General features: G+C 64.0%; 25 protein-coding genes. 16 read left to right on the top strand and 9 right to left on the bottom strand.

Annotation, left to right across the window (positions count from 1 at the left end):
- Positions 1–108: 108 nt before the first annotated feature.
- Positions 109–381, bottom strand: a complete 273-nt coding sequence (locus BGI27_RS08750; RefSeq protein WP_095524490.1) for an oxidative damage protection protein — start codon at positions 379–381, stop codon at positions 109–111.
- A 100-nt stretch (positions 382–481) separates the two neighbouring features.
- Between BGI27_RS08750 and BGI27_RS18030 the strand changes: the two genes are divergently transcribed.
- The 6 genes from BGI27_RS18030 (at position 482) to BGI27_RS08725 (ending at position 4,868) form a co-directional block, all read left to right on the top strand.
- A complete protein-coding gene (locus BGI27_RS18030) occupies positions 482–802 on the top strand; it encodes an oligogalacturonate lyase family protein (protein ID WP_223871706.1) in 321 nt (106 codons plus the stop codon).
- The gene (locus BGI27_RS08745) at positions 702–1,463 is read left to right on the top strand and encodes an oligogalacturonate lyase family protein (protein ID WP_223871705.1); all 762 of its coding nucleotides are present in this window, start codon (positions 702–704) and stop codon (positions 1,461–1,463) included. The genes BGI27_RS18030 and BGI27_RS08745 overlap by 101 nt, the downstream gene beginning before the upstream one ends.
- A 177-nt stretch (positions 1,464–1,640) precedes the next feature.
- Positions 1,641–2,177 (top strand): SGNH/GDSL hydrolase family protein, encoded by a 537-nt coding sequence (locus tag BGI27_RS08740; protein ID WP_186815401.1) that lies wholly within the window; start codon positions 1,641–1,643, stop codon positions 2,175–2,177.
- On the top strand, positions 2,174–2,404 hold the full coding sequence (locus BGI27_RS08735) for a hypothetical protein (protein WP_095524489.1): 231 nt from the start codon (positions 2,174–2,176) through the stop codon (positions 2,402–2,404). The genes BGI27_RS08740 and BGI27_RS08735 overlap by 4 nt, the downstream gene beginning before the upstream one ends.
- Positions 2,405–2,513: 109 nt before the next feature.
- Positions 2,514–3,947, top strand: a complete 1,434-nt coding sequence (gene sbcB, locus BGI27_RS08730) for an exodeoxyribonuclease I (RefSeq protein WP_095524488.1) — start codon at positions 2,514–2,516, stop codon at positions 3,945–3,947.
- A gap of 123 nt (positions 3,948–4,070) precedes the next feature.
- Entirely contained in the window at positions 4,071–4,868 is a 798-nt protein-coding gene (locus tag BGI27_RS08725) for a DUF481 domain-containing protein (protein WP_095524487.1), read from the top strand.
- On the opposite strand, the gene BGI27_RS08720 is transcribed toward BGI27_RS08725, so the two are convergent.
- Positions 4,843–5,274: a reverse transcriptase-like protein gene (locus BGI27_RS08720; RefSeq protein WP_095524486.1), complete on the bottom strand. Its 432-nt coding sequence runs from the start codon at positions 5,272–5,274 to the stop codon at positions 4,843–4,845. The two genes, BGI27_RS08725 and BGI27_RS08720, sit on opposite strands and share 26 nt — an antisense overlap.
- Before the next feature lie 73 nt (positions 5,275–5,347).
- On the opposite strand from BGI27_RS08720, the gene BGI27_RS08715 reads away from it, so the two are divergent.
- Positions 5,348–5,836, top strand: coding sequence for a putative toxin-antitoxin system toxin component, PIN family (locus tag BGI27_RS08715; RefSeq protein ID WP_095524485.1), 489 nt, complete (start codon positions 5,348–5,350; stop codon positions 5,834–5,836).
- Positions 5,837–6,111: 275 nt separating this feature from the next.
- On the opposite strand, the gene BGI27_RS08710 is transcribed toward BGI27_RS08715, so the two are convergent.
- Entirely contained in the window at positions 6,112–6,606 is a 495-nt protein-coding gene (locus BGI27_RS08710; RefSeq protein WP_095524484.1) for a flavin reductase family protein, read from the bottom strand.
- An 80-nt stretch (positions 6,607–6,686) separates the two neighbouring features.
- Here BGI27_RS08710 and mutY point away from each other — a divergent pair, with 80 nt between their 5' ends.
- Positions 6,687–7,739: an A/G-specific adenine glycosylase gene (mutY, locus tag BGI27_RS08705; protein WP_095524483.1), complete on the top strand. Its 1,053-nt coding sequence runs from the start codon at positions 6,687–6,689 to the stop codon at positions 7,737–7,739.
- Between the two features lie 9 nt (positions 7,740–7,748).
- Here mutY and BGI27_RS08700 read toward each other — a convergent pair whose 3' ends face one another.
- The gene (locus BGI27_RS08700; RefSeq protein WP_095524482.1) at positions 7,749–8,345 is read right to left on the bottom strand and encodes an LON peptidase substrate-binding domain-containing protein; all 597 of its coding nucleotides are present in this window, start codon (positions 8,343–8,345) and stop codon (positions 7,749–7,751) included.
- Positions 8,346–8,445: 100 nt separating this feature from the next.
- On the opposite strand from BGI27_RS08700, the gene BGI27_RS08695 reads away from it, so the two are divergent.
- Positions 8,446–9,234 (top strand): class I SAM-dependent methyltransferase, encoded by a 789-nt coding sequence (locus BGI27_RS08695; RefSeq protein ID WP_170942990.1) that lies wholly within the window; start codon positions 8,446–8,448, stop codon positions 9,232–9,234.
- 13 nt (positions 9,235–9,247) lie between these two features.
- The gene (locus BGI27_RS08690; protein ID WP_095524481.1) at positions 9,248–9,850 is read left to right on the top strand and encodes a P-loop NTPase family protein; all 603 of its coding nucleotides are present in this window, start codon (positions 9,248–9,250) and stop codon (positions 9,848–9,850) included.
- A gap of 157 nt (positions 9,851–10,007) precedes the next feature.
- Here the strand turns inward: BGI27_RS08690 and BGI27_RS08685 are convergent, their stop codons facing one another.
- A complete protein-coding gene (locus tag BGI27_RS08685) occupies positions 10,008–10,661 on the bottom strand; it encodes a response regulator transcription factor (protein WP_095524480.1) in 654 nt (217 codons plus the stop codon).
- Between the two features lie 222 nt (positions 10,662–10,883).
- On the opposite strand from BGI27_RS08685, the gene BGI27_RS08680 reads away from it, so the two are divergent.
- The 4 genes from BGI27_RS08680 to BGI27_RS08665 all read left to right on the top strand — a co-directional run bounded on the left by BGI27_RS08680 (position 10,884) and on the right by BGI27_RS08665 (position 15,426).
- Positions 10,884–11,909, top strand: coding sequence for an ABC transporter substrate-binding protein (locus tag BGI27_RS08680; RefSeq protein ID WP_170942989.1), 1,026 nt, complete (start codon positions 10,884–10,886; stop codon positions 11,907–11,909).
- Positions 11,906–13,825 (top strand): hybrid sensor histidine kinase/response regulator, encoded by a 1,920-nt coding sequence (locus BGI27_RS08675; protein ID WP_223871704.1) that lies wholly within the window; start codon positions 11,906–11,908, stop codon positions 13,823–13,825. Before BGI27_RS08680 ends, BGI27_RS08675 begins: the two co-directional genes overlap by 4 nt.
- Positions 13,826–13,918: 93 nt before the next feature.
- Positions 13,919–14,341 (top strand): PhaM family polyhydroxyalkanoate granule multifunctional regulatory protein, encoded by a 423-nt coding sequence (locus tag BGI27_RS08670; protein WP_095524478.1) that lies wholly within the window; start codon positions 13,919–13,921, stop codon positions 14,339–14,341.
- 53 nt (positions 14,342–14,394) lie between these two features.
- A complete protein-coding gene (locus BGI27_RS08665; protein WP_317984288.1) occupies positions 14,395–15,426 on the top strand; it encodes an FIST signal transduction protein in 1,032 nt (343 codons plus the stop codon).
- A gap of 45 nt (positions 15,427–15,471) precedes the next feature.
- On the opposite strand, the gene BGI27_RS08660 is transcribed toward BGI27_RS08665, so the two are convergent.
- The 4 genes from BGI27_RS08660 to BGI27_RS08645 form a co-directional block, all read right to left on the bottom strand.
- Positions 15,472–16,569, bottom strand: coding sequence for an NAD(P)H-binding protein (locus tag BGI27_RS08660; RefSeq protein ID WP_095524476.1), 1,098 nt, complete (start codon positions 16,567–16,569; stop codon positions 15,472–15,474).
- 117 nt (positions 16,570–16,686) lie between these two features.
- Positions 16,687–17,634 (bottom strand): xanthine dehydrogenase accessory protein XdhC, encoded by a 948-nt coding sequence (xdhC, locus tag BGI27_RS08655; protein ID WP_095524475.1) that lies wholly within the window; start codon positions 17,632–17,634, stop codon positions 16,687–16,689.
- Between the two features lie 210 nt (positions 17,635–17,844).
- The gene (xdhB, locus tag BGI27_RS08650) at positions 17,845–20,127 is read right to left on the bottom strand and encodes a xanthine dehydrogenase molybdopterin binding subunit (protein WP_095524474.1); all 2,283 of its coding nucleotides are present in this window, start codon (positions 20,125–20,127) and stop codon (positions 17,845–17,847) included.
- Positions 20,124–21,335, bottom strand: a complete 1,212-nt coding sequence (locus tag BGI27_RS08645; RefSeq protein ID WP_095524473.1) for a xanthine dehydrogenase small subunit — start codon at positions 21,333–21,335, stop codon at positions 20,124–20,126. The genes xdhB and BGI27_RS08645 overlap by 4 nt, the downstream gene beginning before the upstream one ends.
- 177 nt (positions 21,336–21,512) lie before the next feature.
- Between BGI27_RS08645 and BGI27_RS08640 the strand changes: the two genes are divergently transcribed.
- Positions 21,513–22,592, top strand: a complete 1,080-nt coding sequence (locus tag BGI27_RS08640; protein WP_095524472.1) for a BMP family ABC transporter substrate-binding protein — start codon at positions 21,513–21,515, stop codon at positions 22,590–22,592.
- A gap of 90 nt (positions 22,593–22,682) precedes the next feature.
- Positions 22,683–23,696 (top strand): adenosine deaminase, encoded by a 1,014-nt coding sequence (locus BGI27_RS08635; RefSeq protein ID WP_095524471.1) that lies wholly within the window; start codon positions 22,683–22,685, stop codon positions 23,694–23,696.
- Positions 23,697–23,708: the final 12 nt, after the last annotated feature.

The following is a 23,708-nucleotide window of genomic DNA, read 5'->3' as shown; positions in this document are numbered from 1 at the left end:
CATCCCAGAGGCCGCTTGGGCTACCCGAGCCGGTCCGAGGCTTAAAGATACAAGGACTGGGATGTGGCGCATTCGGAGGACTTGGCAATTCCCCACCCAGTTCTCGCTTTATGCTTGCGGCGGCACGTAGCCGGCGGCGGCATCCGCGCCACCACCGAAGAAATGGCGCTCCATCTGCTCGGCGAGATACTTGCGCGCGGCCGGGTCCATGAGATTCAGGCGGTTCTCGTTGATCAGCATGGTCTGATGCCTGATCCATTGCTGCCAGGCTTCCTTGGAGACGTTCTCCCAGATCTTGCGGCCGAGCTCGCCGGGCACCGGCGGCCGCTCCAGGCCTTCTGCCTCGACACCAAGCTTGATGCACTTGACCATTCGCGTCATGGGGAAATCCTCTGCGTTGCGGAGGGTCAATTGTAGAGGCAGGCGCCGGAAAGGGACAGCCGCGCTAGAATCCCGCCATCCATTCCGCAGGCAGCATCACATGGCCAAAGGCAGCCTCCGTCAGTTCGAGTATCGCGTCTTCCGGGATCCGGACACAGGCAGCCGCGTCACCCGCCTGACGCCGCCCGAGGTGGCCTGCCCGCGCAATTACTTCTATCAGAAGTGCTTCACCGCAGACGGCAGCCACCTGATGTTCGGTGCCGAGTTCGATGGCGATTTCAATCTCTGGCTGCTGGAGCTGGCGTGGCTCGGGTACCTGGGTGCCGAACTCCGCCTGTACCAAGCTCGCTGCCATCGAGACCTGGGCGACCGACGTGGTGGAGACCGCCAGCGGCTGGGAGCGCTTTCGCCTGCAATATGAGCGTCGGCCCCGTCAGCGCCTGCTCTCCATCGATATCGCCAGCGGCAAGGCGGCGGTGATCCATGAAGAACAGCGCTACATCGGTCACGCCATGTACCGGCCTTTCGACGATCACACCATGGGTTTCTGCCATGAAGGGCCGCATGATCTGGTCGACGCGCGTATCTGGCTGATCGACGAGGACGGACGCAACCTGCGGCGCGTGCGCGAACACGCACCGGGCGAAGCCTGCATGCATGAGTTCTGGGTGCCGGATGGCTCACGCCTGATGTGGGTGAGCTACGTGAAGGGTTCGCAGCAGCGCTTCATCTGGGCGGCGGATCCTGCCGGCGGGCGCAACGAGGTAATCATGCCGATGCCGCCCTGCGCCCATCTGATGAGCAATTTCAATGGCAGCCTGCTCGTCGGCGATGGCGCAGGCCAGCTCGGCGATGTGATCGACAAGGATGGTCACGCCTTCGAGCCTGATCCTTACATCCACCTCTTCGATCTGAAAACGCGCAGCCACCGCCCCGTTTGCCGGCACGACACCTCCTGGGCCGAATATCGCGGCAGCACCCAGACTACCCATCCTCACCCTTCCTTCACGCCAGACGAACGCCAAGTGCTGTTCTCCAGCGATCGGGACGGGAAGGTCGCACTCTATCTGGCCGACCTGTAACGCTGCACCGCAGCAAGACACCAAACCCTGCTGCGGACGGCATCGTCGCCAGCACAAGGCTGCAGCGCACAAGCAAAACCGCAATCCCTGTCAGGCAGGGCAGGTGGTACTCCCTCATGATACCGGTAACGTGTCGGAATAATACCGACAACGCGCTTACTCTGGAGGAGACAAACAATGAAAAAATGGTCAAGACTGCTCAGTGCGCTGGTGCTGGGTCTTTCCCTGAGCGCCTGTGGCGGCGGTAGCAGCGATGGTGATAGCGGTAGCTCATCGAGCAGCCCGTCATCCAGTTCCGCCAGCAGCTCGACAAGCAGCTCATCCAGCACCGGCTCGCAAACAAGCCTCACCCTGCACATGCTGGGTGACTCGACGATGACGACCTATACCGAGGACCGTCGCCCCCAGATGGGTTGGGGTGAGGCAACGCAACAGTTTTTCGACAGCAGTGTGAAAGTCCAGAACTGGGCCCTGGGCGGCCGCAGCTCGCGCAGCTTTTACAAGGAAGCTTCGCGCTGGCCAACCATCCTGCCGCAAATCGCCTCCGGCGATTACGTCATCATCCAATTCGGTCACAACGACCAGAAATACGGCAGTGACTACGCGGAGTACGGCACCTATGCCTATTGCTCCGACGGCAGCGGTGATGGAGAGGCCTGTACCGGCGCAACCGACACCGTTGATACCACGGTCGACAAGTCCGAACACTCGTGAAGGCGGATATCGAATATTCACTTGATGGTCAGACCTGGACCAAACTGAATACCACCTCGGATCTGTCGCGTGACACCTCACCGGTTCAATCCGAATACAACGTCACGATCTCGGTTGCCGCCGGCAGCACGCTCAAACTGCGGGTATATCCGTGGATGAACAACGCCGACAATGGCGGCAGGTATCTTGCGATATATGGTGTGAAGATCGCAGGCAAGGTCGAATAGGCTCTTCCTGATATCTGCACCGCATCTCAGGCCGGGCCAGCCCCGGCCTTTTTCATCTGCGAAGCGCAATCCCCGTCCCGTAGAATGGCGCCTCCCACAGGAGCCCGCCATGCCCGAGCAGACTTTCTACTGGCACGATTACGAGACCTTCGGTCGCGTGCCCCGGCGCGATCGCCCGGCGCAGTTCGCCGGTATCCGTACCGATGCCGATCTCAACGAAATCGGTGCGCCGCTGATGACCTACTGCCAGCCCTCACCGGATTACCTGCCCGATCCCGAGGCCTGCCTGCTCACCGGCATCCTGCCGCAGACCTGCCTTGAACAAGGTCTGCCCGAACACGCCTTCGCGGCGGCCATCGAGCATGAGCTGGCCGAGCCCGGCACCATCGGCGTCGGCTACAACAGCATCCGCTTCGACGATGAAGTCACCCGCCACCTCTTCTGGCGCAACCTGATCGATCCCTATGCGCGTGAATGGCAGAACGACTGCGGTCGTTGGGATCTGCTCGACGTGGTGCGCACCACCTGGGCGCTACGCCCGGAAGGCATCGAATGGCCCCGGCATGAGGATGGCCGCCCCTCCTTCAAGCTGGAACACCTCACCAGAGCCAATGGCCTCGCCCACGAAGCCGCGCACGATGCGCTCTCGGACGTACGCGCCACCATCGCACTGGCCCGCCTGATCCGCGAACACCAACCCCGACTGTGGGAGTTCTGCCTCAGGCTGCGCAAGAAAGACGCCGTATTGGCCGAGATCGACCCGCTCAACCCACGCCCCTGCCTGCATATCTCCGGCATGTATCCGGTCGAGCGCGGCTGCATGGGTATCGTCTGGCCGCTTGCACAACATCCGCACAACAAGAACGAAATCATCGTCTGGGATCTCGCCGCCGACCCGCAGGAACTCGCCGGGCTGGACGCCGACACCATCCGCCTGCGCCTCTTCACCCGTACCGAAGATCTGCCCGAAGGCATCACCCGCCTGCCTCTGAAGACCATACACATCAACAAATCCCCCATCGTGGTAAGCAAGCTCGGCATCCTCACACCCGAAGTGATCACACGCTGGCAGCTGGATATGACACAAATGGAGATCAATGCCGCGCGCGCCCAGGCACTGAATCTCAGCCCCCGGCTGTGGCAACAGGTCTATCGGCGCGAAGAGGCCGCTGCGCTCGTGGATGTGGACGAGGATCTCTATGGCGGCTTCGTCGGCAATGCCGACCGCCGTACGCTGAACCATCTGCGCAGTCTGGAGCCTGCTGCTTTGGCACAAAGCCGCGTGAGCTTCGAGGATTCGCGTCTGGAAGAATTGCTGTTCCGCTATCGCGCGCGCAACTTCCCCGAAAGCCTGAATGACCAGGAGCAGCTACGCTGGCACACGCACTGCGTGGCTTGCCAGCATGAGGATGGCGGCACGCGCAACCTGAACGCATTCTTTGAGTTGATCGACCGTCTGGGCGAAGAAGCCGATGAACGCGGCGAAGCCATCCTCGGCGCACTCTACGACTACGCCGAACAGATCGCGCTGCCGCCCGCCTGAGAGCCTGTTCAAAGTCTGTCGCGAGAGGCCGTCAGCGAAGGCGGAGACAACCGAACAACACATGAACCCGATCACGGCCTCGCAGTAAGATCATGCACAGCTTCCAAGCACTGACCATCTGCCATGACTCCGCCAAAGATCGCCCGCATACACGTGCTCGTACTTGCCGCCACGCTCTTCCCGCTCTGCAGCAATGCCGACGACCTGCCCGATCCTATCCGCGACGCCTCCTTCAACTCACTGGCCACGGCCCCCGAAACCGGTGAAGCAAGCGGCAAGTGGGGCGGCAATTTCGGTGCCGGGGTCACCATGCGTCGGGGCAGTTCCGCGAACACCCAGGGCAGCCTGAGCCTCGACGCGCTACGCGTCATGCGTGACAGCCGCCTGCTGGCCAATGCGCTGATGGTACGCAGCGCCAGCCGCGGCGAAGACCACGAAGACAACGCCAATGCCAGTCTGCGCGGCGAGCGCAACATCGATGCGAAGTGGTTCGGCTTTGCCGAACAGGGCTTCGAGCGTGACACTGCGCAGGCGCTGGACGCACGCTACACCACCAGTCTGGGGCTGGGTTGGCGCTTCCTCCACGGAGAGGAAACCGATCTGAACCTCTACTCAGGTCTGGCCTACAGCCAGGAACACAATCGCGAGGGCGGCAATGCGCGGGGGGTTGAAGCTTTGCTCGGATTGGAAGCCCGACACCAGTTCTCCGAAGGCGCCAGTTTCTCGCTACGCGCCGTCGCGGTACCAAACGCAGTCGGTCCGCGTGGTGCCCGTGTGGCCCTGCAGGGAGCGCTGAATACGCGCATCACCTCACGCCTGGGCCTACAGATCGCAGCGCTGCACAAGTATCGCGAAAACCCGCCGGACGACGCACAACAGAACGAACTGGTGCTGTTTACCGGCGTGACCGCCCGTTTCTAGGTTTCGCCGGCGCACGTGGCGGCAAACCCAATGCCGCGCGCGCCAATCCGTCCGCCTGCTGGTTACGATGCTGCGGCAGCCACTTGAGCTCCAGGCTGACGAACGCCCGCATCGCCTCGCGCAACTCGGCGAACAGCGGCGCCAGACGCACCACCACATCGCTATCGCTATGCACCACCAGTGCCCGGGCGCCGAGTGCCTTTGCATGTCGCAGCAGACTCAGCAAGGCGCGCGCCTCGGCTTCGTTGTTACAACCACTGCGGCCAGCAGCCTCGCTGAACTCGTGCCGGCGCTGATCCGGCGCCAGCAGCACGCCTCCCAGACCGATACGCCCCGGATTGGGCAGCGCACAGCCGTCACACCAGGCGAACCAGACTTCGCCCCCCGGAAAAGACTCGACAGACATCGACAACACGCACGGCAAAGCCGGCAGTATCCGCGCTCTGCCAGTCCACCTCAATGGCAAGTAAGATTCGCCCATGCAAATACCGCCCCTGCCCTTCGACCCCAAGCAGCCCCATCGCCTGGTTCTGGACACCAACGTGATCATGGCACTGTGGCATTTCACCGACCCTGCCCTGGCAGCTCTGCGCACGCATGTGGAAAACGCCCCCGCGGAACTACTCACGCGCGAGGACTGTCTGGGCGAGCTGCTGCGCGTGCTGGCCTACCCGCAGTTCGGCATCACGGAAGCGCGTCAGCAGCAACTGTTCGACGAATACCAGGCACGCAGCCTGTGTCTGCCCGATGCAGCGCCGGAGCTAATCGCCACCCTGCCACGCTGCCGCGATCGCGACGACCAGAAATTCCTCGCACTGGCCTGGCAAGGGGAAGCGCAAGCGCTGGTCACCCGCGACAAACAGGTGCTGGCCCTGGCGCGCAAACCCCCTTTTCGTGACTGCCTGCTGATCATCACGCCGGAACGGCTGCAAGCGGCGCTGGCAGCGCCGGACGCTATAGGCCAGTGATCTTCATCGCCGATGGCCCCAAGACGAACAGATCCCCTCGAAGCAATATTGCTCACTACAAACAATGTCGTCATTCCGGCGAACGTCGGAATCCAGTGTCTTCGGGCAGCCCGGTCTTCGCGGGGATGACGTCGGCTCAAAAGGATCGGCGCTTCACGCCTCAGGATAACGCCGTCACGCCAGTGACAAGCATGGGGACTTTTGCTGCCGGGCCGCCCCAAGGCAAAAGCGCCCCGGGGGGCAGCGCCGGAGCGTAGCGACAAGCGTGGGGGCCCTCATCCCCCTGCCAGCGTGCGATAAGCCCCGTTGAAATACAGCAAGGGCTCGCGTTCGCTGCGCTCGCAGCGCTCCACCTCACCGATGAAGATCTGGTGATCCCCGCCCGCAATGCGTTGCCGGTTGCGCACTTCGAACACCGCACAGCAGCCCGCCAGCAGCGGTGCGCCACCCAAGCCTGGCTCCCAGAGTACATCGGCAAAGCGGTCCGCCACCTTGCTCGCGAAGAGATTCGACAGCGCCTGCTGGTCTACCGCTAGCACGTTCACCGCGTAATACTCGCATTGTTCCAGCGCGGCACGCGCACCGCTGGAATTGCCCAGGCTCCACACGATCAACGGCGGGTCAAGCGATACCGAATTGAAGGAATTCACGGTCAACCCGATCAGGCTGCCATCGGATGCGCGTGCTGTGATCACGGTGATGCCGGTGGCGAACATGCCCAGGGTGCGGCGGAAGGTGGTGCTATCGAAAGCGAGGGCGGGGGTACTCATGCGACGGAACGGATTGCGCGAAGAGGGCGGATTATGGGTGACTTGGCGAAGACCGTCGACCATGGCAGGCTTGGGGGCATATGAGTGACTTCGCCTACCGCCTGATTGCCTGGCAACGCCGCCATGGCCGCCACGACCTGCCCTGGCAGGGCAGCCACGACCCCTATCGCGTCTGGCTCTCCGAGATCATGTTGCAGCAGACGCAGGTGGATACCGTGATCCCCTACTACCTGCGTTTTCTCGACCGTTTCCCCGACGTGACCAGCCTGGCTGGCGCGCAATCCGAAGCCGTCATGGCACTGTGGAGCGGCCTGGGTTACTACGCCCGTGCACGCAACCTGCATCGCGCTGCACAAGCCGTGGTGCAATTGCATGGTGGCGAGTTTCCGCGTAACGCCGCTGTGCTCGCGGAGCTGCCCGGCATCGGCCGCTCCACGGCGGCAGCCATCGCGGCATTCTGTTTCGGCGAACGCGCCGCGATTCTCGATGGCAACGTCAAACGCGTGTTGTGCCGGCATTTCGGCATCGAAGGCCATCCAGACCAGCCGGCCATCAATCGCCAGCTGTGGGCACTGGCCGAATCCCTGCTGCCAGCACACGATTGTGACGTCTATCCACAGGCGCAGATGGATCTCGGCGCTACGGTATGCACTCGTACGCGCCCGGCCTGTCTGCACTGCCCGGTAGCCGAGACCTGCCTCGCCCGACGCGAGGGACGCCAGGCTGAACTGCCCACGCCACGCGCCAGACGCAGCCTGCCACAACGCGAGTGGCAGGTGTTGCTGGTGCGTACGCCACAGGCCGTGCTGCTGGCGCAACGCCCGCCCATCGGCATCTGGGGCGGCTTGCTGTCATTACCGGAGATCGCACCGGGCGAAAGCGCCAGTGCAGCTGCTTTGCGCTATCTCGGGCTGGCAGGTGCGCAATGCAACGAGTTGCCTCCCTTGCGCCATACCTTCACACACTTCCAGCTCAATCTGCGCCCCTGGTTGCTGGAGCTGGCGGCACTGCCGAAGCAACTGGCCGACGCCGCAGGGCTGCGCTGGGTTGCGCTGGATACACTCGCTGACTGTGGCTTGCCCGCGCCAGTGCGCGTGCTGCTGGATGGTCTGGCACCGTTCCGGTTGCGCTGATCCGCGCGGTCAGCTTGGCTTGAGCAGCCCGCGCTCCTTGAGGAAGCTCTGTACGATCGACAGGCGCAACAGCGGGTCTTCCAGCTCCAGCAAACGCTGACGCGCCAGCGGCGGAATCGGCAGGATTTCCGCGTAACGGAAGCCGACCCAGTCGGCATCATCGAATGCGTGTGGCGGCGGAATCTTCTCGCCGGCATCAGCCACCACCATTTGCAGCAACGGCAGCAGCGGCTCGTATTCCACAGGCAACGCGGTGACTGCCGGTTCGTCGAACCAACGCACGATGCCCGTCACCAGCCCCTGCTTGTCGGCCATCTGTTCCAGCACATGGAAACGGCGCTGGCCACGCACGGTCAGGCCAAGCAGGTTGGGTACGCTCATGTCCCAATCGACAATGCGCGCCTCCACCCCCACCCCATGCACCAAGGCGGGTGCCCCCACCTCCTGACCGTCCGCGATCAGACAGATTCCAAACGTGGATTCGGCCTGCATGCAGCGCGCGATCATGTCGAGATAACGGGCCTCAAAAACATGCAATCCCATCCGACTCCGGGGAAACAACACGGCAGACAAGGGAAACAGGGGCAGACGCTGAAGCTCGGACATGAGAGACGGCGGAAAGGAATAACACCGGGACGGACAGGTCGGTGGATTGTACCCCGCACGATGCAGGTAAGATGGCGCATTCCAGCCCTCCCAAGCTTCCATGCGTCATCCACTGATCCTGGCGTTCCTGGCCCAGACCGGCGCAGCGCTCATGGCCTACAGCATCGCCCTGCTCGGAGTGCTTGGCCGTCCACCGACGCTATGGACACTGGCCATCGCCCAGGCAGTGCTCGCGGCGATCCTCTCGCGCTTGTTCAGCATGCCGCGCTGGTGGCAGTTCATCCATCTGGAATTCGTACCCGCCATCGTGCTTGCGCTGCAACTCGCGTTGCCACCGTGGCTGTATGCCGCCGGATTTCTGCTGCTGGCGCTGGTCTACTGGAGCAGCTTTCGCACCCGCGTGCCACTGTTCCTCTCTAACCGCATCACCGTGCACCGGCTCGCCGCCTGGCTGCCCGACACACCTAATCTGCGCGTACTGGATCTGGGCAGTGGCACCGGCAGTTTCGTGCGCAGGCTCGCACGTTTGCGCCCGGACTGGCAGATCGACGGCGCCGAGACAGCCCCTGCCCCCTGGCTGCTGTCCCGCTGGCTGGCGCACCGGCAACCGAATGCGCAGCTTGTCCGGCAGGATTTCTGGCAGCTGGACCTCGGCGATTACGACCTGATATACGCGTTCCTGTCACCCGCACCGATGACTGCACTGTGGCAAAAGGCTTCACGTGAGATGAAGCCGGGCGCACTGCTGATCAGCAACAGTTTTCCAGTACCGGGCCGTCAACCTGATGAGCTCGTCAGCGTGGGAGACCGGCGCGGCACGTGCCTGTTCTGCTACCGGGCACCCGCTGGAAACAGACGCAACCGGAAGAAAGACATCCATCGGAACTGAACGGGGAGAACACATGGCGGAAATCATCTGCGTGATCGGCACCAAGGGTGGCTCGGGCAAAACCACGGTCACCCATCTGCTGTGCCACGGCCTGAGCTTGCTGGGACACCGGGCCGCCTGCGTGATGACTGACGAATATCGCGAACCGCTACGCCCCGAGAACCGCCGCTATGTGATGGCCGATGCCCGCTCACCCGAGGTACGCGAAAAGGTCGTCGGCAAGCTGCGCGACCTACCAGGCTGGATCGGCGTGCTCGATGGCGGAGCCAACCGCACGGAAACGGATGTCGCGCTTTACGAACTGGCCGACCTCGTGCTGCTGCCCTTTCGAGACTCTGCCGAAGATATACGTGTGCTGACACACGACCTCGAACTCTTCCCGCGCGCCCTCGCCCTGCCCTCGCAGTGGCCGCAGAACCGCTGGCAGCGGGAAGCTGCGCAGAAATTGCTGGATGAACTGCCCGACAGCTTCCGTGAACGCATCCTCACCCCTGTGCCCGCCCTGTCGGCCTCGAAGCTGCTGCTGCAAACCAGGCCACCGGAAACGCTGCCCTCCGCGCTCAACAGCGCAGCGCGCGCCCTGGCAAAGGCAGCGCTGGAAATCCTGGAGGATTGAGGAAACGGACCGCACGGTACGCACCGCCCGCGGTCCCGCTCAGAGGATGGGAACAACAGCGAAGCCATCGAGACTCGTCAACGACAGGCTGTAGCTTCCGCTGTTTTCTTACCGCCGATCCGCAGTCCGGCGCCAGGCCGGAAGACCCGGCAAGGGATCAGGCACGCAGACCCTGGCGCCCCAGCACCACCAGCGCCTGGGCACGATTGGGTACCCCCAGCGCGCGCAGGATCGCCGAGCAATGCACCTTCACCGTGCCTTCGGCCAGTCCCAGCAGATCGGCAATCTCGCGATTGGTACGCCCTTCGACCATCAACTCCATCACGCGTGTCTGCGCCGTGGTGAGGCCATACTGCTCGGCCAGCGGCTCGACGCCACGTTTGCGGATCGGACGGGGAGCCACCGGCGCCGGCTGATGCAGGTCGGGTGTCACCACGTCGCCACGCAACACCGCCCGCAGCGCGGCAATCAGCTGCTCGGAAGACAGGGCCTTGGAGATGAAGCCGGCCGCCCCCGCTTTCAGCGCACGTTTGACCGACGCTTCATCGGACAGCGCCGAAATCACCACCACCGGAATGGTCGGAAAACGGTGTGCCAGTACGGAAAGCAGCGAGAAGCCACTCATGTCGGGCAGCATCAGATCGGTAAGCACCAGATCGAACTCTTGCCCGGCCTCCACCAGGGCCAGCGCTTCCGCCGCACTGGCTGCCTGGGCATGGAAACACGGCTGATCCAGCTGATCCAGCGCCCGCACCAATGCCTCGCGCACCAAGGCGTGGTCTTCAATGACCAGAACGCGGCAGGGATTCATGACAAAGAACTACCTTGAAAAGGGAAGAAAGAGTTCTTCGGAAATTGGTTCGACTTGGAATCTTACGCCTGCGAATTCGTGACATATTAATCATGTACTCACGTCTGCCCGATAGGGCAGGCCAGCCAGATAAATGTCCGGCACGGTGCTGCAAGCATGTCAGCATTATCTCCTTGGAATACTTCAGGGGTGTTCTGCGCGCCATATCGCAGCCCCTTTCTCATGACATCGACAGCCTGCTTCGGTAGCATCTCCTGGCTACCGCTCTCATCCACCACGCAGATGCGCTTCCCGCTCCTGTCGCCCGCATGCCTGACGCACGCCCTGCGGCCCAGCGGGTGGGGACGGCTTGCATGCCTGCTTGCATTCGGCCTGCTCTACACCGCGCCCTTTTTGGCCTTCGCCGAAACACGCGCACTGCTGATCCTCAGCGACACTTCGCCAGCCTACCAGGCTTTCGCCGAGGCTCTGGGCAGAAGCCTCGGGCGCGCCTCACCCGCTATCCGGCTGCAGATCCTGCCATTGAGCCAATACCGGGAACTGCCCCCACGCATAGAGGAGAGCGAATCCCTGATCATCACCGCCGGCACGCCAGCCGCCGAAGCCCTGGTCGAGCGCGGTACACGCGTGCCACGCCTGATGAGCCTGATCACACGTGCCAGCCATGCACGACTCGCTGGCAACCGCACGGGCGGCGTATATATCGACCAGCCACCGAGCCGCTATGTTGCGCTGGTCCGCGCGGCCCTGCCGCACTACGAACGCATCGGATTACTCGTGGGGCGAGACAGCGAGCAGACCGCAAACGCCATAGCCAGTACGGCACGTACACGGGGGTTGCAAGTACTGACTGCCGGAGTCCATCAGGAAAGCGACATCCACCCCGGACTGCGCGGTTTCTTTGAAGCGCCCACGGTATTGCTGGCCCTGCCGGATGACACGGTGTTCAACGCCCGTACCCTGCCCGGCATTCTGCTCGCCAGCTTCCGCTGGCACGCACCGACGGTCGGTTATTCCCCGGCCTACGTCAGCGCGGGTGCCGTGGTCGCGCTTTACTCCCCCGAACAGATCGCCGTGCAGACGGCCAGTCAGGTTCTTGCGATGCTGAGCGGCACACCGCCGGCCGCGCAGTATCCGCAGCAATACACGATTGGCGTCAACGCGCGCGTGGCGAGCTCGCTGGGGCTGCAGCTTGACGATGAAGCCAGCATCCGTGCACGTCTGGAGAAACTGGAGCGACAGCAGTGAAGATCGACCTCGACATCCGCGCCCGCGTACTCATCGCCGCCATCGTTCCGACACTGGTGCTGGGCATCTTGCTCACCGCCTTGCTGACCTTTTCCCGTCTGGGGGATCTGGAAGAGGCTCTCAACCAGCGGGGCCACGCTATCGCGCGCCAGCTCGCAGCCTCTGCCGAATATGGCCTGTTCTCTGGCAATCGCGAGGTATTGCAGCGCCTGACGGAGTCCGCGCTGGGCACCAGCGATCTGTACGGCGTGGCGATCCATGATCGCGACGGCAGCCTGATGGCGTCGGCGGGCCTGCAACAACACGCCGGCCAGCCGCTTCCCCAGGGCGATCAATCGATAGAAGGTGGCGGACAGCTGCTGCGCATCGCCGAGCCGGTGAAACTGTCGCAGAGCCTGGAGCAGGATCCTTACACGCTGACCGGCAATGTCAGTGTCCGGGAGCGCCCCCTGGGCGAAGTCGTGGTGCTGATCTCGCGCGAAACACTGGATAGCCGCAAGCTCAACCAGATCGGCACGGCAAGCATCACCCTGCTGCTGGTGCTGGGCGGCAGCATCGGCCTGGCCTTCGTGATGAGCAGTTCTGTAAGCCGACCTATCCAGCGCATTGCCGAAGCGATGGCTGCGATCGGACGCGGCGAACTAGCCTCGCGCGTGCCCGTGGAAGGGCGCGGCCTGCTGCGGCAGCTTGCCGAAGGCATCAATGACATGGCCGCCCGACTGACCGTGGCGCACAGCAGCCAAGAACAACGCATCTCCGCCGCCACCGTGCAACTGCGCGAGCGGACCGAGGAAGCCGAACGCGCCAATCACGCAAAATCCCGATTCCTCGCAGCAGCCAGCCATGACTTACGCCAGCCCATGCATGCGCTGGGGCTTTTCATTGCCGACCTCTCGCGCAAGGAACACAGCCCGGACACCCGCCAGCTCATCGAACGCATCGCCGCCTCGGCCGAGGCGATGGAAAACCTGCTCGACAGCCTGCTGGACATCTCCAAGCTCGATGCCGGCGTGGTCAGCTCCACACCGCGCCCCTTCGCGCTCGGCCCCATCCTTGAGCGCATCGGCAACGATTATGACCATGCCGCGCGCGAACGCGGCCTGCGCCTGCGCGTGCGTCCCACCCTGCTGTGGGTGCATAGCGACCCGCTGTTGCTCGAGCGCATCCTCATCAATCTCGTCAGCAACGCCCTGCGCTACACCCGACGCGGCGCCATCATGGTCACCGCCCGCAAACGCGGCGAGAACGTGCTGATCGAGGTTCGCGACAGCGGCGTCGGCATCGCGCCCGAGGAGCAATCGAACATCTTCCTGGAGTTCGTGCAGCTGGAAAATCCGGCACGCGACCGAAGTCGCGGCCTGGGTCTTGGCCTGGCCATCGTGCGCCGGCTGGCGGATCTGCTCTACCACCCGCTGACGCTGCGCTCCCAGCCCGGACGTGGCTCGGTGTTCGGCATCATGACGCCCATCGCGCCCGCCGAAACCGGTCCTGCGCTCAAACCGCTCACAGAGCAGGATTTCCTCGGCCGTGTCGTCACAGTGATCGACGACGACGTGCTGGCGCAGGAAAGTCTGGTCGGCCTGCTGCGCGCCTGGGGTTGCTTCGTGGTCGCCAGCGACAGCCTGCCCGGCCTCCTGGAAGCGCTCGAAGAACTGGAAGTGGAGCCTGAGGTGATCATCAGCGACTACCGTTTGCCCGGCGAATACACCGGGCTGGAGATCATCGCCAACCTGCGCCAACGCTTCGGTGCCGAGCTGCCAGCGCTGCTGCTCTCCGGCGATACCGGTCCCGACACCCTGCGCGAAGCCACCGCCCGGCACGTACCGCTGCTTCACAAACCGGTGCGGCCCGCCAAACTGCGCGCCGCCATGACCCACCTGCTGCAAAGCCAGATCAAGGTGAGCACCGACGCCTGATACGGCATCGGCAGATCATGGTCCGGCAACGGGACTCCGGGCGGCTCCCAGGGTTATGATCCCCCTGCCAGCCATACAGGGAGGGACATCACCATGAGCACAGATCAAGGCAGCACCGACGACGGCTTCGAATTCGTGCGCAAGATGTGGGGCAACATGGGCTTCGGCCTGCCCGGCATGGTCAGCCCGACCCTGGATGTCGACGAACTGGAGCGCCGCATCAAAGATCTCAAGGCCGTCGAAGGCTGGCTGAAGATGAATCTGGGCATGCTGCAGATGAGCATTCAGGGGCTGGAAGTCCAACGCTCCACGCTGGCCGCGATGCAGGCCATGAGCCGCTCGGGCGCGCAGGAGGGTGAGGCTGCAGCCAATCCCTTTGCCAATCCGGCCCTGTGGTCCTGGCCCTTCCCCTCTTCTGAAACACCTGGCGCGGAAGCGGCAGCCGCCGCACCCTCCGAGTCCGCCCAGGAATCACCTGCCAACACGAAACCTCCCCGAAAACCATCACGCAAATGACATCCCCCGGCTTCGCCAGCGCCTGAGCAACGGCCGGCAACTGGGAAGACGCCCTGCGTGGCGTACTTGCCGAACTGCCCCGCCTGCCTCGCGCCAACATTGGCTTTCTTTACGTTTCCGACCACTTCAGCGATGCGCTCGACCAGTTGCTGAGCCGCCTGCGCCAGCACACGGGGGTACTCGAATGGGTCGGCGCCAGCGGTGTAGGTGTGCTCGGCACGCGCGGTGCGGCGCTCGATGCTCCCGGCATTTCAGTGCTGCTCGGCGCTTTCCCCCTCGACAGCTTCCGCGTCTTCTCGGGTCGCAAACCGCTGCCGCGGGATTTCCCCGCCTACGCCGCGCTGGTGCACGCCGATCCGCTTACGCCGGACATGGCCGAGCTGGTGCGTGACATGGCACACAAAGTCCGCGGCGGCCGCCTGGCTGGTGGCGTCGCCTGTGCACGCACGCAAGCCTGGCAGATTGCGGACGGCACACTCATCGGCGGCCTCTCCGGTGTTGCCTTCGATGACCGCATCCAGACCCTGACAGGCATCAGCCAGGGCTGCCAGCCGCTGCCCGGTAGCTGGCGGGTTACCCGCGCGCAGGACAACCTGATCGAGCAGATCGACAGCCGCCCGGCCGTGGAAGTATTTCGCGAAGCTGCCGGCCCCGCGCTCGGCGCCGACCTGCGCCGCGCCGTCAGCACGCTGCTGGTAGGGCTTTCGGAGGACGATGCCGACCGCCGCCAGTTCACCGCCCGCCGCATCGTCGCGCTGGACGTACGCACCGGCCGCCTGGCCATCAACGACAGCGCCCAGTCCGGCCAGAGTCTGGTCTTCCTGCGCCGCGACGAAGCTGCAGCCCGCGCGGATCTCCTGCGCATGCTCACCGAACTGCGCAACGCCTGTCCGCGCCCGCCGCGCGGCGCGCTCTACGTCAGCTGTGCCAGCCGTGGCGGCATCATGTTCGAGCGCGATGACAGTGAGGTCGAGATGATCCGCGAGACCTTTGGCGATATTCCCCTGGCCGGTTTCTTTGCCGCCGGTGAAATCGCGGGTGACCGCCTCTACGGTCAGACCGGCTGCCTCACGGTATTCGTCTGAGCAGGATCACGCCGGGTTCATCGGCAGGTCGGGATAACACCCATCTCAAGGGCCGGTTTTCACTTCTGCCAGATGGACGCCGGCCTGCTTCAGATCTGCCATGAATCGCCCGGGAGCCACGAACAACGCCTGGCGGTGCAGCCCGGGCTTTCTGGGCTGTTCTACGTACTGCCTGAGACATGCGATGACAGGAAACGCCGTGAGCTCATAGGCGCTCGGGCAGGTCAGGCGGATCCTGATGCCTTCATGCTGACTGTGCCGAGCCAATTGGAGACATGCCCAGTCCTGGCGACCGCCAAAGGTTCTCACTCCCCAGACAAAGAAACGGGCAACCCTCGTGATGGCACGGGGAAACAGTTTCAGCATAAGCAGTGAGACCGGCATGACGATCCAGTCCATCACACGCCCGAAGCCGGCAATGAAGAAGCCAGCATTCCTGAGGGTCGGCACGATGTACGGCAGCTCGCGCATCTCGTCCATTCCCATCGGCACGCAGGCCCGGGCCCCCCGGCCGTCTCCGAAATCGAAGCTGCGCATGCCGCGCCAGTCGGAAACCCAGTTCCCGCCCTGAAGCCGGCCCATATCCATGACACCCAGTTCGCGAACGAAATCACAGCTCGCTTCAAGCGACATGATCCGCTCGCGCCAGTTCACACCAAAGGCACCATACACTTCAGCCGTATGCAGCCCGGGGCAACGCATTTCCGCATAGCGGACCAATGCCGCAGGCACTCCGGGGTGATAACCTCCATCGGTGATGTAGATCAGCCCAAGCGCTTCAATGCGGCCGCGACAAGCTTCGAGCAGACGTCTTTTCTCTGCCGAACATAGAAGGATGTCGAGACAATCCGTCCGGCTATCCAGCGCGGCATCGATGATCGACGGCAGATGATCGGCAGAGCCGACAGCAATCACGACCATATCCAGATTGCCGAACGCGGCAATCAGCGCCTGCCGGTCGCCCGCATCGGCGATGGCGATCTCTGGAGCCTGCGATGCAGGCTCGGCCAACTGACTTTGCAGCCTGCCCAACTTGGTCGCGTCGCGCCCGATGAGCACCACATCGGCAAATCCAGCCTTCAGGAGCGCTCCGGAAATTTCCCGCCCTGCCTGACCAGTAGCCCCTAGGATGCCAATCCGCATCACGACTCCTTTCCGCTCAGGTTGCTGAAATATCGGAAAGCGCCTGGAATCGGCAGATGCCCGGCTTCCCTTTCGCGATCAGCATAGCCCGATGGGAAGGGCAGCGGACCCGGTCGGCTATGCCGGAATGCTGATCTCGCGCAATTGCAGCACCTGTGTAGCCACTGCGATCGCGATGGCCTGCGGAGCCTTGTCGCGGATGCCGGTCACGCCGATCGGGCAGATCATGCGTTCGATCTGCCCGGGCGCGATGCCGCGCGCGGCGAGCTGCTGGCGGAAACGCGTACGCTTGCTCTGTGAGCCGATGAGGCCGAACCAGCGAAAATCATCACGGCGCAGGATGGCTTCGGCCAGGCGCAGATCCAGCGCATGTTCATGTGTGAGCACCACGTGCGCACTGTGGGCACTCGCCTGGGCCACCACTTCTTCCGGAGTCTCCATCACACAGCATTCGACACTGGCCGGTGCGCGCACCATCAACTCGGCACGCGGATCACACCAGCGCAGGCGCATCTCCAGCGGCGCCAGCAGATTCACCAGCGCGGCGCCGACATGGCCAGCGCCATAGACGCTGAGGCAGAAACGGGGGGGCTGCAAGGGCTGCCACAGACACCAGTCCGGCCCGTCCTCGGTCGCTGGAAGGTCCAGCCGACCTTCGCCCCGGCTTTCGGGCCAGCTCGACGCAGGTGCCCGCCCATCCAGCTGGCGCACCTGCGGCAGCCCCTCCCGATGACGCTGAGAGACCGCCTGCCAGACCGGCAACTGCCCGGCATGCAAGACTTCGAAGGCTAGCCAGACCACGCCGCCGCAGCACTGGCCAAGGCTGGCCGCCAGCGGATAGCGGCGTAGCAGCGGCTGGCAGGCCTCGGCTTGCAGCAGGAGGCGCGCTTCGGCAATGGCCTGCCATTCGAGATGGCCGCCACCGATGGTGTCCGCCGTGAAATCCTGTCCCACCAACATGGAAGCCCCGGGTTCGCGCGGCGCCGAACCGCGCACGCCGGCCACACTGACCAGCACCAGTGGACCGTTGGCGAGAAGCTCGGGGATTCGGGAGAGCCAGATCATCTAGTCGGGAGCGGTGAATTGGGAGTCAGAGTAGACAGTCTTTCCGGAAAACGTTTGTGATTCCTCACAGGCCACTGACTCCAGAATGCCAGAAGCACCTGAATTCCGGCTCGGGCAAAGCCCCGCCTGTCCTGAGCCTGCCGAAGGAGCGGAATGACGGCAGGTTCTCATGACGCCAACGTTTAGGGCGCAATCAACCACACCCAACTCTCATCCCAAACCTCCGATCGCCCGCAGAATTTCTTCCGGCGTCGCCGGCGCCTGCAGCGGCGCGTGCTCACCCCGCGCCGCCGTGCAGGCTTCGCGCAACGCGAAGAAGACAGCCAGCCCATGATTGAACGGCGGCTCGCCGACAGCCTTGCTGCGATGGATGGCATCCTCGGCATTGAGGTTGTCGTAGAGACGCACGTTAAACTCCGGCGGGCAGTCAGACGCGGCCGGGATCTTGTAGATGGAAGGCGCGTGCGTCATCAGGCGGCCGTCCTGGCGGAACACCAGTTCCTCACGTGTCACCCAACCCATGCCCTGGAGGAAGGCACCTTCGATCTGGCCGATGTCCAGCGCCGGATTCAACGAGCGGCCGGCATCGTGCAGGATGTCCGCGCGCAGTACACGATGCTCGCCAGTGAGCGTATCGATCACCACCTCGGCGCAGCAGGCGCCATAGGCGAAGTAGTAGAACGGACGCCCCTGCAGGGTCGTGGGGTCGTAATGGATCTTCGGTGTGGCGTAGAAGCCGGAATCCCATAGCTGGATGCGCGCGCGATAGGCGGCAGCCACCAGCGTGGTGAAATCCTCGCGCATGCCACCGGCCGCCACGCCTGCTTCCGTGAAATCCACGTCGCAGGGCTGCAGCGTGTGCCGCAACAGGAAGAAAGCCGCCAGCCGCTCGCGGATCTTGCGCGCCGCATCCTGCGCCGCCTTGCCATTGAGGTCAGTACCACTGGAGGCTGCCGTCGCCGAGGTGTTGGGCACGCGGCTGGTATCGGTAGCCGACAGACGCACCTTCGCCAACGGCACACCCAGTTCGAAGGCCACCACCTGCGCCACCTTGGTGTACAGGCCCTGGCCCATCTCGGTGCCGCCGTGCGTAACCAGCACCGAGCCATCGGCATACACGCAGACCTGCGCACCCGCCTGATTGAAATGCGTGGCGGTGAAGGAGATGCCGAACTTCACCGGCGTCAGCGCGATGCCACGCTTAAGCACCGGGCTTTCGGCGTTTAACCTGGCGATCGCGGCGCGGCGTGCGGCGTAGTCGCAATCGCGGGCCAGCTCGGTGACCAGCGCCGGGGCCACGTTGTCCTGCACCGGCATGGCGTAGTGCGTGGTGGTACGCACTTCCTCGCCGGGCAGACCGTAGAAATTGACCTGGCGTACCGTCAGCGGATCGAGCCCCAGATGATGGGCGATGTCATCGAGAATGTATTCGATGGCGAAGATGCCCTGCGGGCCACCGAAGCCCCGGAAGGCGGTGTTGGAGACGGTGTTGGTGCGGCAGCGCAGACTGCGGATAGCCACCGTGTCGAGGTAGTAGCAGTTGTTTAGGTGGAAGATGGCACGGTCATTCACCGGGCCGGAAAGATCGCAGGAAAAGCCGCAGCGCGAGGCCATGGTGATGGCCAGCCCCTGCAGGCGGCCGGCGTCATCGAAGCCGACTTTCCATTCGTAGCTGAAATCGTGACGCTTGCCGGTGATCATCATGTCATCGTCGCGATCCAGGCGCAGCTTCACGGCGCGGCCGGTCTTCCATGCTGCCAGCGCGGCCGCGCAGGCCACCTGCGCCGACTGCGACTCCTTGCCGCCGAAAGCGCCCCCCATGCGCCGGCATTCCACGCTGACCTGATGCGCGGCCCAGCCCAGCATCTGCGCCACGGCATGCTGCATCTCGGTGGGATGCTGGGTGGAACAATGCACATGGAGGCTGGCATCGTCACGTGGCGTGGCCAGCGCGATCTGACCTTCGAGATAGAAATGCTCCTGCCCGCCCAGCCGCGCTTGGCCGGACAGGCGATGCGGCGCCAACGCCAGGGCGAGTTCGGCTTCGCCACGGGCCACCTTCACCGGTGGCAACACCCAGGATTCGGCAACGATCGCCGCGTCGATGTCGAGGATCGCCGGCAGCGCTTCGTACTCGATGCGCGCCAGGCGCGCGGCACGGCGCGCCTCTTCATGGCTGTGCGCCAGCACCAGAAACACCGGCTGGCCCATGAAATGCACCAGTCCATCGGCCAGAATGGGATCGTCATGCGCGGGCGAAGGACTGCAATCGTTCAGGTGCGGCACATCCTGTGCGGTCAGCACGGCAGCCACGCCGGGCGCGGCCAGCACCGGCGCCAGATCCATCGAAAGGATGCGGCCATGGGCGACGGTGGCCAGCCCGAAGGCGGCGTGCAGGCAACCGGCCGGCACCGGCAAATCATCCACATAGCTGGCACGACCGGCCACATGCAGATGACCGCTTTCGTGGCGGTGAGACTGCCCCACGCTCATGCCGAAACCTCCTCGATACGCAGCCGGGGCTTGAGATTGGCCGGCTGGCTCACTTCCAGCCACAACCGGCGCAGCAGGTTGCGCGCCACTTGCAGACGATAGGCGGCGGAAGCGCGCATGTCGTCGATGGGCTGGTAATCCTCGTTCAATGCGGCCATCGCCGCCTCCATGGCGCGCAATTCCAGCGGCTGGCCCTGCAGGGCAGCCTCGGCCGCGAACGCACGGCGCGGCGTGGCCGCCATGCCGCCGAAGGCGAGGCGGACACTGGCGATGCGGCCGGCGTCATCAAGCTGCAGGCAGAAGCCGGCGCAGACGGCGGAAATATCCTGATCCTGCCGTTTGCTGACTTTCCAGGCGCGGAACACCCGGCCTGGCCGAAGCCTGGGCACCTTGATGGCGCATACGAACTCACCGGCTTCCTGTGCCGTCTTTTGGTACGCAAGGTAGAAGTCTTCCAGCGGCATCTCGCGCACGCGTTCGCCCTGCTGCAGCACGATGCGGCTGCCCAGTGCGATCAACGCCGGCATCGAATCCCCGATGGGCGAGCCATTGGCAACGTTGCCGCCCAGCGTGCCGGCATTGCGCACCGGCTGCGAGGCGAAGCGCCCGGCCAGCTCCTGCCACTGGGGCTCATCGGCGCACAAGGCCTGAAAGGCATCGGTGAGGGTCAATCCCGCCCCAAGCGTGATCCATTCATGATCCACTTTGGTGCATTGCAGCTCCCGCACGGCGCCCAGATAGATCACATCGCCAAGGTCGCGCAACTGCTTGGTGACCCACAGACCAATGTCGGTACCGCCCGCGAGCAGGCGTGCCTGCTCTTCGTAATCGGCCCACAGGCTCATGGCAAAACCCGGCGTGCAGAAGCCGCATTGCGAGCCATGCAGATCGACCAGCGCCTGCTGTACCGGATGCAGGCCGTGCTGGCCTGCCAGATCCTCGACGGTGAACAGCGCCTTGCCATCCAGCGTGGGCAGCAAGGCGATGCAGGCATTGATGGCGCGCAGGCGCAGCCCCTGAGCATGTGCTTCGTCCAGCGTGGCAACCACCACGGTGCAGGCGCCGCAATCGCCTTCGCCACAGCCTTCCTTGGTGCCGGTGCTGCCCTGCTGCTCGCGCAGCCATTGCAACACTGTGCGCGTGGCGGGCTGATCCTTCACGCGGATCACTTCGCCGCGGAACCAGAACCGGATCTCGTCTCTTGTCATGTGTTCTCTCCAGGGTATCCATGCATTGTTAGCACTTCACATGCCGGGAGCCATGTGTATCGTGCGATAGCCGGAATCACCCCTGCGGGGTCGACAGCGGTATTTCCGCTGTGCATGCTGGAACTGGCTTGAAGCCTGCTTGTATCCTTACGCACCTTTTTCCGTTGGAGAGTCCAGATGACCCTGTTTTCCCGCTTCCTGCGCTGTCTGCCAGCGCTCCTGCTGACCCTCGCCGGGGCAGCCCACGCCCAGGGCGAGCCTCTCAAGGCCGGCTTCATCTACATCGGTCCGACCGGTGACCATGGCTGGACCTACGCCCACGACCAGGGTCGCAAGGCCATGGAAGCGAAGTTCGCCGGCAAGGTTTCCACCACCTTTGTCGAGAACGTGCCCGAAACGGCCGACGCCGAGCGCGTGATCCGCGATCTGGCCACCAAGGGCCACAAGATCATCTTCGCCACCTCCTTCGGCTACATGAACGCCATGGAGAAGGTTTCCCGCCAGTTCCCGAAGACGGTGTTCATGCACGCCACCGGCTACAAGACGGGCAAGAACTTCGGCATCTACGACGTGCGCACCTATGAAGGCGCCTACATGCTCGGCGTGGTCGCCGGCAAGATGAGCAAGAGCGGCAAGCTCGGCGTAGTCGGCTCCATCGCCATCCCCGAAGTCGTACGCAACATCAACGCCTTCACCCTCGGCGCACGCAGCGTGAATCCGAACGCCACCACCCGCGTGATCTGGGTGAACAACTGGTTCGATCCGGGCAAGGAGCGCGAAGCTGCACTGGCGCTGATCTCGCAGGGCGCCGACGTGTTGATGCAGAACACCGACTCGCCGGCCGTGGTGCAAACCGCGCAGGAAAAAGGCGTGTACGCCTTCGGCTGGGACTCCGACATGAGCAAGTTCGGCGGCAAGGCACAGCTGGCTGCCTCGATGCTGCACTGGGAAACCATCTACGGCCCCGAGATCCAGAAGGTGATCGATGGCACCTGGAAGACCGTCGACCTCTGGTACGGCGTCAAGGAAGGTGCCGTGGACATCGACAACTTCGGCCCGGATACCCCGGCTGACGTGAAGAAGCTGGCGCTGGAACGCCGCGATGCCATCAAGGCGGGCAAGCTGCATCCCTTCACCGGTCCGCTGAAGGACAACAGCGGCAAGGAAATGCTGGCTGCCGGCAAGGTGATGGCTGACGTCGACCTGCGCAAGATGAACGTCTACGTTGAAGGCGTCGAAGGCTCCGTGCCGAAGTAAGCCCTCATCCCCGGCACCCGTACGGGTGCCGGAATCGATTCGCGGGGCGCTCGGCGCCCCGTTTTCATTTCAATCGACAACCAGAACATCATGCCGACCCCGCTCGAACTCGCCCTCACCGCCCCCAAGGCCGAACTGCACCTGCACATCGAAGGCACGCTGGAACCTGAACTCGCCTTCGCACTCGCGCAGCGCAACAACATCCGCCTGCCCTACGACGGCATCGCAGCCCTGCGCGAGGCCTACGATTTTTCCGATCTGCAGAGTTTTCTCGACCTCTACTATGCCTGCGCCGACGTGCTGCGTACCGAGGCTGATTTCCGCGACCTGATGTTGGCCTACCTGCGCCGCGCACGCGAAGACAACGTGGTCCATGCCGAGGTCTTCTTCGATCCGCAGACACACACCGCGCGCGGCATCCCGTTCGCAACCGTGCTGCGCGGCCTGAAGGCCGGTGCGGAGACGGCGCATGCCGAATGGGGCATGAGCACGCAGCTGATCCTGTGCTTCCTGCGCCACCTGCCGGAAGAAGATGCGCTCGCCACGCTGGCGCAAGCCCTGCCCTTCATCGACGAGATCGATGGCTTCGGCCTGGACTCTTCGGAGCTGGGCCACCCGCCGGCCAAGTTCGAACGCGTGTTCGCCAGGTGCCGCGCACTGGGCAAGCCGGTGGTGGCCCATGCCGGTGAAGAGGGGCCACCGGCCTACATCATCGAGGCACTGGATCTGCTCAAGGTGGATCGCATCGACCACGGTGTACGTGCCACCGAAGATGCCGCGCTGATGCAGCGCCTGGCGCGCGATCAGATCCCGCTGACGGTGTGCCCGCTCTCCAATGTGCGCCTGCGCGTGTTCGAGGATATGCGCCAGCACACCCTGCCGCAGTTGCTGGCCCAGAATCTGTGTGCCACCCTCAACAGCGACGACCCGGCCTACTTCGATGGCTACATGGGCGACAACATCCGCGCCGTGCAGGCCGCCTTCGATTTCAACACCACCACCTGGCACACACTGCTGGCCAACGCCTTCCGCGCGAGCTTCGTGCCGGCCGGGCGCAAGGCCACCTGGATCGCCGCGCTGGACACGCATTTCGCGAAGGCCTGAGCAGCAGCCCCT

Source organism: Candidatus Dactylopiibacterium carminicum (assembly GCF_014736495.1).
GTDB lineage: Bacteria > Pseudomonadota > Gammaproteobacteria > Burkholderiales > Rhodocyclaceae > Uliginosibacterium > Uliginosibacterium carminicum.
This window is presented reverse-complemented; position numbering and strand designations above follow the sequence as displayed.

Bases quoted from the DNA above. Each gene is read 5' to 3' on its own strand.
- BGI27_RS08750 (WP_095524490.1), bottom strand. From the start codon at position 381: ATGACGCGAATGGTCAAGTGCATCAAGCTTGGTGTCGAGGCAGAAGGC.
- BGI27_RS18030 (WP_223871706.1), top strand. From the start codon at position 482: ATGGCCAAAGGCAGCCTCCGTCAGTTCGAGTATCGCGTCTTCCGGGAT.
- BGI27_RS08740 (WP_186815401.1), top strand. From the start codon at position 1,641: ATGAAAAAATGGTCAAGACTGCTCAGTGCGCTGGTGCTGGGTCTTTCC.
- sbcB (WP_095524488.1), top strand. From the start codon at position 2,514: ATGCCCGAGCAGACTTTCTACTGGCACGATTACGAGACCTTCGGTCGC.
- BGI27_RS08725 (WP_095524487.1), top strand. From the start codon at position 4,071: ATGACTCCGCCAAAGATCGCCCGCATACACGTGCTCGTACTTGCCGCC.
- BGI27_RS08720 (WP_095524486.1), bottom strand. From the start codon at position 5,274: ATGTCTGTCGAGTCTTTTCCGGGGGGCGAAGTCTGGTTCGCCTGGTGT.
- BGI27_RS08715 (WP_095524485.1), top strand. From the start codon at position 5,348: ATGCAAATACCGCCCCTGCCCTTCGACCCCAAGCAGCCCCATCGCCTG.
- BGI27_RS08710 (WP_095524484.1), bottom strand. From the start codon at position 6,606: ATGAGTACCCCCGCCCTCGCTTTCGATAGCACCACCTTCCGCCGCACC.
- mutY (WP_095524483.1), top strand. From the start codon at position 6,687: ATGAGTGACTTCGCCTACCGCCTGATTGCCTGGCAACGCCGCCATGGC.
- BGI27_RS08700 (WP_095524482.1), bottom strand. From the start codon at position 8,345: ATGTCCGAGCTTCAGCGTCTGCCCCTGTTTCCCTTGTCTGCCGTGTTG.
- BGI27_RS08695 (WP_170942990.1), top strand. From the start codon at position 8,446: ATGCGTCATCCACTGATCCTGGCGTTCCTGGCCCAGACCGGCGCAGCG.
- BGI27_RS08690 (WP_095524481.1), top strand. From the start codon at position 9,248: ATGGCGGAAATCATCTGCGTGATCGGCACCAAGGGTGGCTCGGGCAAA.
- BGI27_RS08685 (WP_095524480.1), bottom strand. From the start codon at position 10,661: ATGAATCCCTGCCGCGTTCTGGTCATTGAAGACCACGCCTTGGTGCGC.
- BGI27_RS08680 (WP_170942989.1), top strand. From the start codon at position 10,884: ATGACATCGACAGCCTGCTTCGGTAGCATCTCCTGGCTACCGCTCTCA.
- BGI27_RS08670 (WP_095524478.1), top strand. From the start codon at position 13,919: ATGAGCACAGATCAAGGCAGCACCGACGACGGCTTCGAATTCGTGCGC.
- BGI27_RS08660 (WP_095524476.1), bottom strand. From the start codon at position 16,569: ATGCGGATTGGCATCCTAGGGGCTACTGGTCAGGCAGGGCGGGAAATT.
- xdhC (WP_095524475.1), bottom strand. From the start codon at position 17,634: ATGATCTGGCTCTCCCGAATCCCCGAGCTTCTCGCCAACGGTCCACTG.
- xdhB (WP_095524474.1), bottom strand. From the start codon at position 20,127: ATGAGCGTGGGGCAGTCTCACCGCCACGAAAGCGGTCATCTGCATGTG.
- BGI27_RS08645 (WP_095524473.1), bottom strand. From the start codon at position 21,335: ATGACAAGAGACGAGATCCGGTTCTGGTTCCGCGGCGAAGTGATCCGC.
- BGI27_RS08640 (WP_095524472.1), top strand. From the start codon at position 21,513: ATGACCCTGTTTTCCCGCTTCCTGCGCTGTCTGCCAGCGCTCCTGCTG.
- BGI27_RS08635 (WP_095524471.1), top strand. From the start codon at position 22,683: ATGCCGACCCCGCTCGAACTCGCCCTCACCGCCCCCAAGGCCGAACTG.